This window comes from Nocardia sp. NPDC058658, from assembly GCF_042716665.1.
In the GTDB taxonomy this organism is placed as follows: Bacteria; Actinomycetota; Actinomycetes; order Mycobacteriales; family Mycobacteriaceae; genus Nocardia.
In genome coordinates this window covers 1-5,624 of the sequence record NZ_JBHXRR010000049.1, presented here as the reverse complement: position 1 = coordinate 5,624, position 5,624 = coordinate 1, and the positions used below count along the sequence as shown (strand labels likewise).

The following is a 5,624-nucleotide window of genomic DNA, read 5'->3' as shown; positions in this document are numbered from 1 at the left end:
CTTCGCGCATGCGCAACGGCGGCTAACTCGCGGCCGGGCCGCTACGCCGCTTCGCGGCGACCCTCCCCAGGGGTCGGGCGTGGGGGTTGGGAGTGCGGTTATGGCGGGGTTTGGTTTGCGGGGCTGGGGGTGCGGGCATGGCGGGGTTTGGTTTGCGGGGCTGGGGGTGCGGGCATGGCGGGGTTTGGTTTTGGTTTTGCGGGGTGTGTTATCCCGGCATGAGTGCTTGCCATTCGCCGAGGGACTTCGGGCGGAGGACGTAGTTGCTGTCGCGGACGGAGGACAGTGCGGCGCTTGGTGCTTCGGAGTACCAGTGGCCGGGGTAGACGACGGGGTTGCCGTCGAGGGCGGCTAGTTGTTGGAGGCTTCTGAACATGTCGTCGGTGTTGCCGCCGGGGAAGTCGGTGCGGCCGCAGCCGTCTACGAACAGAGTGTCGCCGGAGATGAGGCGGCCGTCGAACAGGAAGCACTGGCTGCCGGGGGTGTGGCCGGGGGTGTGCAGTAACTCGATGTCGAAGGCGCCGACCTTCACTTTGTCGCCGTGGTCGTGGCCGGTGAGCTCGCTGGGGGCGATGCCGGTGGTCTGGGCCACCCAGTCGAGTTCGTGCTTGTTGACGTGCACGGGCACGTTGGTCTTCTCGAGCAGTTCGGCCACCCCGCCGAGGGTGAAGCCGAGCATGGTGCCGCCGACGTGGTCGGGGTGGTGGTGGGTGGCGAGCACCCCGGACACGCGCATGCCATCGGCCGCCGCGACGTCGACCAGGTCGGCCGCCTGGTAGGCGGGGTCGACCAGGAGGGTCTCGCCGGTCTCCCGATCGCCGATCAGGTACGCGAAGTTGCGCATCTGTGTCGCGATCGGATCGCCGACGGCGTAATCCCGGCCGGACAGCAGTTGGCGGAAGTAGAGGCGCTCGGATGACATGCGCTCCACCCTATTGCCACCGGTGTGCTGGCGACGCACCCGAGTACCGTTGACCGGACGGTCTGTGGGACCACACAGCCGCCAACATCTTGGACTTGTGACCAGTGCGAGTTTGCGGTTGTCGCGTGACCAGCTAAAACGCCAGCGAGTAGCCCGCTGCGGTCACCGACACAGTGATCTCGACGACCGCGCCGAGGACATCCCCGGAGAGGCCTTCGAAACGACGGGCGCAGTGGCGGGTGATCGCGACGGTCAGCGCGAGGGCGGCCAGCACGACAACGGGGCCGAGCCAGGGGCTGTTCGGTACCGCCCAGATTGCGGCGACGATGGCGAGTGCGGGCCAGATCAGCACGGCGGCGCGCGGTTGAGTGTCCGCGACCAAGGCGCCGAATCCCGCGCCGGGGGCGGCGGCGGTACCCCGGCAGGCCAGCACGACGGCGATTCGGCCCGCGGCGACGGCGAGGACGATCGCGAGCCAGCGGTGTTGCTCGGTCAGCGTCGCGAACGCCACCGATTGGATCGCGATGGCGAAGATCAGAGCGGCGACGCCGAACGGGCCCGCCCCGCCGGACTTCATGATCTCGCGGGCGCGCTGTGGTGGGCCGTAGCTGCCGAGTCCGTCGACGGTGTCGGCGAGACCGTCCAGGTGCATACCTCGGGTGAGCAACGCGAGGAGGCCGACGGCGAGCAGACCGGCGAGCAGAGTGGTCATGCCCGCGCTGACCAGCAGCCACAACCCAGCCGCCGCGACCGCTCCCAGGCCGATGCCGACCACTGGGGCAACGGTGATCGCGTGGCCAGCGGTCTGCCGGTCGACCTTCGCAGGGCCCGGCACCGGCGCGACCGTGAGCCAGGAGATCGCCAGGCGCAGCGCGTTCATGACCGGGTCGCCCATCCGGCGTCTGGGCGTCGTGTCGTGGCACTCAGTTCGTGGCAGGCGGCGCGTCGATCGGTGAGGCCGCATGATGGGTCGCGTGGTCGATCGAATTCGACCGCAGCAGTGGCCGGTTCGATATGCATGCTCGACCGGGGCGTCCACGTGGCCGGTGCGGCGTTCGAGGGGGCGATCAGAGTCGGGAGCGCTCGCAGTCGGTCGGCGCTTTCACCACGCGGGACAGGTAGGGTCCGCTCGCCCGCAGCGCACAGCTTGTTCACTTGGCCAGGTCGACGGTGTCCTCGGCCGACGTGCTCACGCCCGCGTCGGCGAAGGTCGACATTTCGGTGAGGGTGGCGACGGCGGCGCGCAGGATCGGCAGGGCGGTCAGGGCGCCGGAGCCTTCGCCGAGGCGCATCTCGAGGTCGATCAGTGGGGTGAGACGCAGGTGCTTCAGGGCGAGGTCGTGGGCGGGTTCGGTGGAGCGGTGGGCAGGAAGCCACCAGGCTTTCGCGCCTGCGGCGATGTCCTCGGCGACCAGGGCCGCGGCGGTGACCACGACGCCGTCGAGCAGGACGGGGGTGCGGCGGATGGCGGCCTGGGCGAGGAAACCGGTCATCGCGGCGAAGTCGGCGCCAGCGGCGACGCGGAGCAGGTCGACGGGGTCGGCGGCGATGGGGCGGGCGCGGCGCATGCCGTCGCGGATGGCGGCGACCTTGCGGATCCAGCCCCGGTCGTCGACGCCGGTGCCGCGGCCGACGGCGGCGACGGGTTCGGTGCCGGTGAGGGTGGCGATCAGGACGGTGGCGGGGGTGGTGTTGCCGATGCCCATGTCACCGGCGATGAGCAGGTCGGCGCCGGAGTCGATCTCCTCGTCGGCGATCGCGCGGCCCGCGGCCAGTGCGGCGGTGACCTCGGCTTCGGTGAGGGCGTCCTCGCGGTCGATGGCGCCGCTCGAGCGGCGCACCTTGTGCTGGGAAATCGACGGATCGGTGTCCGCGTCGACGGCGATGTCGACGACCCGTACGGTCGCGCCCGCCACGGCGGCGAGTGCGTTCACGGCGGCACCACCGGCCAGGAAATTGGCCACCATCTGCGCGGTGACTTCGCTCGGATACGCCGAAACACCGTGCTTTGCGACGCCGTGATCACCGGCGAACAACACCACGCGGGCCCGTTCGAACTGGTTGGGCGGGCACACGCCCTGGCAGGCGGCGACCCAGTTGCCGAGTTCCTCGAGCCGTCCCAGCGATCCGGCCGGTTTCGTGAGCTGCGTCTGGCGCTGCTCGGCCGCCACGCGCACCTGCGCGTCCGGGGCCACGACCGGGTCGAATCCGTGCGTCACTGGCAAGCCTTTCGGAAGTGGGGTGTTCGACGCCCATCTTGCCCGGATCGCGGTGCGCGGCGGCGACCGACCCGGCTCACTTCAGTCGAACGGGCAGCCCGGCGACGATCAGGTACGCCTCGTCGCAGGCTTGTGCGAGACGCTGGTTCAGTGTGCCGATCTCGTCGCGGAACAGTCGCCCCGACCGGGTCGCCGGAATGACACCCATCCCCACCTCGGGCGACACGATCACCAGCCGCTGCCCGTACGCCTCGACGGCCTCGACGAGCGCATCGCAATCGGGGGTGACGGTGCCGCGCGGTGCGTCCCAAGCCTGGCGTGCGTCGAGCCGCGTGGTGAGCCAGGTGCCGATGTCGTCGAGCAGCGTCGCGGGGGCCTCGGTGGCGAGAACTGTTGCGGGCTCGGTGTTCTCGACGGTCGACCAGTGCGCGGGACGGCGGTTGCGATGGACGGCGATCCGGTCGGCGAAGTCGTGGTCAGCGGGGTCGAGGATCGCGGTCGCGAGGTAGCGGACAGCGGGCGCGTCGGAGAGGAGTTCCTCGGCGAAGGCGGACTTACCGGAGCGGGCACCGCCGAGAACCAAGGTGCGGGGCGGGCATGCGGTAGGCGGCATTCGAGCACGGTAGCGCGTCCACCTACCCACGACTTCTGTCGGTCGTGGGAACCGCGTGGGTTTCGTGCGTGGCGGGGCGGGCGGTGGCAGGTAGTCGGCTCGGTGGCACTCGGTGTGACCGCGCTGATCGTTCACAGACCGACGTGACGGTCGGAATCGTTCCGGATTCGCCGACTTGTGTGCGGTCAGCGCACCCCGAGCGCGTCCAACACCATCGGCCGCGCGTTCGTCAGCGCCTGCTGCCAGTACGGCCAGTTGTGGGTGCCGTTGACGATGTCGACGCGCGCGGAGATGCCCAGCGCGGTGGCCCGGTCGCGGAAGATGCCCGCCGCGACCACCGTCATCGCCTCGAGGCTCATGGCATTGAGGGTGTTGGCGAGGCCGTAGGGGACGTCGGCGGCGCCGGGGATGCCGTTTCCGGTGGTGACGTAGAGGGGCAGGCCGCGCAGGCGTTCGGCCTGGACGGTCGCGTCGTTGCGGGCCCAGGCGGGGTCGCTCGCCGGCCCCCACATGTCGTCGACGTTGAAGTTGCCCTCGTCGCGCATGGCGGCGCGCATGGCCTCGTTCCACATCGGGTAGGTGGGGTTGACGAAACCGGAGAACGAACCGGCGAAGCGGAACTGGTCGCGGTGGTGGGCCGCGAGGATCAAGGCGGCATTGCCACCCATGGAGGTGCCGACGATCGCGTTGTTGGTGCGCGAAACCCCGTATCCGGCAAGGAAATCGGGCAGCTCGCGGGTGAGGAACGTCTCCCACTTGTAGGTGGTCTTCTGCCCGTTGGTGCTGCTGGGGCGGTACCAGTCGGTGTAGAAACTGGAGTGCCCGCCGACGGGGAACACCACAGTGACGTCGTCACCGGCGAATTGGCGCAGCGCGTCGGTGTCGGTGGTCCACTGACTGTGGTCGCCGGGGGCGCGCAGGCCGTCGAGCAGGTACAGCGCTGAGCTGCCGCCGCGTGCGGCCCACTGCACCTGGACCTTGATCGGGCCCATGCTCGACGGCACGAACAGTTCCTCGAAACCGCCTGCGGGCGTGCGCATCACGGGCGCCGCGATCGGCGCGGCGACGGCCGTGGTCGTGCCGACGGACAACACGACCACGGCCGCCGTAGCGATCGTGAGAGCTCGACTCAGCCGACGAATATTTCCCCACCCGTTGCGAAACACCCGTCCAGCTGATCAGTTTCAGCGACTAGCGTCAAGTGCGACTGTGTTGCTTCACAAGGTGATTCAGCCACTGCGCCGCGCCGAATGATAGGGACGGCAATCGGTGATGGTGCGCCCGTCGTAGCTGAATTCCAGGAATACCCGCCAGAGCTGGCGCACCCGGTGATCGGCCCACAGTCCTCGGATCGGTTCGATGCGATAGAACACCTGCTGCCCTTGGTCGGGGAGTTTGACATTGTCGTAGAGCGACATATCGGCGAGCCACGGGAATTGCTCGAAGCTCACGGTGACCGCCCGCTGGATCTCCTCGGGATCGGTGACGAGGGTGGCCTTGCCTTGGATCTGCACCGAATGAATGGCGTGCCTGCCCGCGAATCCGCCGGGCGGGATATGGCTCACCACGTAGCTGACATTCGGATTCTGTTGCATCTGAGCGTGTTTGCGATTGAACTGAAAGGTGTGCATGTAGGCGATGAGGCCGTCGGCGGCGATGTGCATGGCCGAGGTGGACGGTGCGCCGTGCTCGTCGATGGTGGCCAGCACAGCGAGTTCCTCGGTGCGCAGCAGTTCGATGATCGCTTCCTGGACTTCGGCGGGGCCGGGTTCGGTGCTCACTAGGGCACCATCCTTTCCGCAGCCCTAACAGTTAGGGTTGTGACCTCTCGGTCTCGGCGGGTGCATGGCCTGTAGCGCGAGCCACTCGA

The 5,624-nt window shown here is 68.8% G+C and carries 6 protein-coding genes; all 6 read right to left on the bottom strand.

Features of this window, described 5'->3' with window-relative positions; all coding sequences use genetic code 11:
- Window positions 1-208 precede the first annotated feature (208 nt).
- Window positions 209-922 (bottom strand): MBL fold metallo-hydrolase, encoded by a 714-nt coding sequence (locus ACFWUP_RS31225; protein ID WP_379239585.1) that lies wholly within the window; start codon window positions 920-922, stop codon window positions 209-211.
- A 133-nt stretch (window positions 923-1,055) separates the two neighbouring features.
- Complete coding sequence (locus ACFWUP_RS31220; RefSeq protein ID WP_379239586.1) at window positions 1,056-1,802, bottom strand: adenosylcobinamide-GDP ribazoletransferase; 747 nt, start codon at window positions 1,800-1,802, stop codon at window positions 1,056-1,058.
- A 271-nt stretch (window positions 1,803-2,073) separates the two neighbouring features.
- Entirely contained in the window at window positions 2,074-3,141 is a 1,068-nt protein-coding gene (gene cobT, locus ACFWUP_RS31215; protein ID WP_379239584.1) for a nicotinate-nucleotide--dimethylbenzimidazole phosphoribosyltransferase, read from the bottom strand.
- Window positions 3,142-3,217: 76 nt separating this feature from the next.
- Window positions 3,218-3,754 carry a bifunctional adenosylcobinamide kinase/adenosylcobinamide-phosphate guanylyltransferase gene (locus ACFWUP_RS31210; protein WP_379239583.1) on the bottom strand — a complete coding sequence of 179 codons (537 nt, stop codon included), beginning with the start codon at window positions 3,752-3,754 and terminating at the stop codon, window positions 3,218-3,220.
- Between the two features lie 185 nt (window positions 3,755-3,939).
- Entirely contained in the window at window positions 3,940-4,854 is a 915-nt protein-coding gene (locus tag ACFWUP_RS31205; RefSeq protein WP_379239582.1) for an alpha/beta hydrolase, read from the bottom strand.
- A 129-nt stretch (window positions 4,855-4,983) separates the two neighbouring features.
- Entirely contained in the window at window positions 4,984-5,535 is a 552-nt protein-coding gene (locus ACFWUP_RS31200) for a pyridoxamine 5'-phosphate oxidase family protein (RefSeq protein WP_379239581.1), read from the bottom strand.
- Window positions 5,536-5,624: the final 89 nt, after the last annotated feature.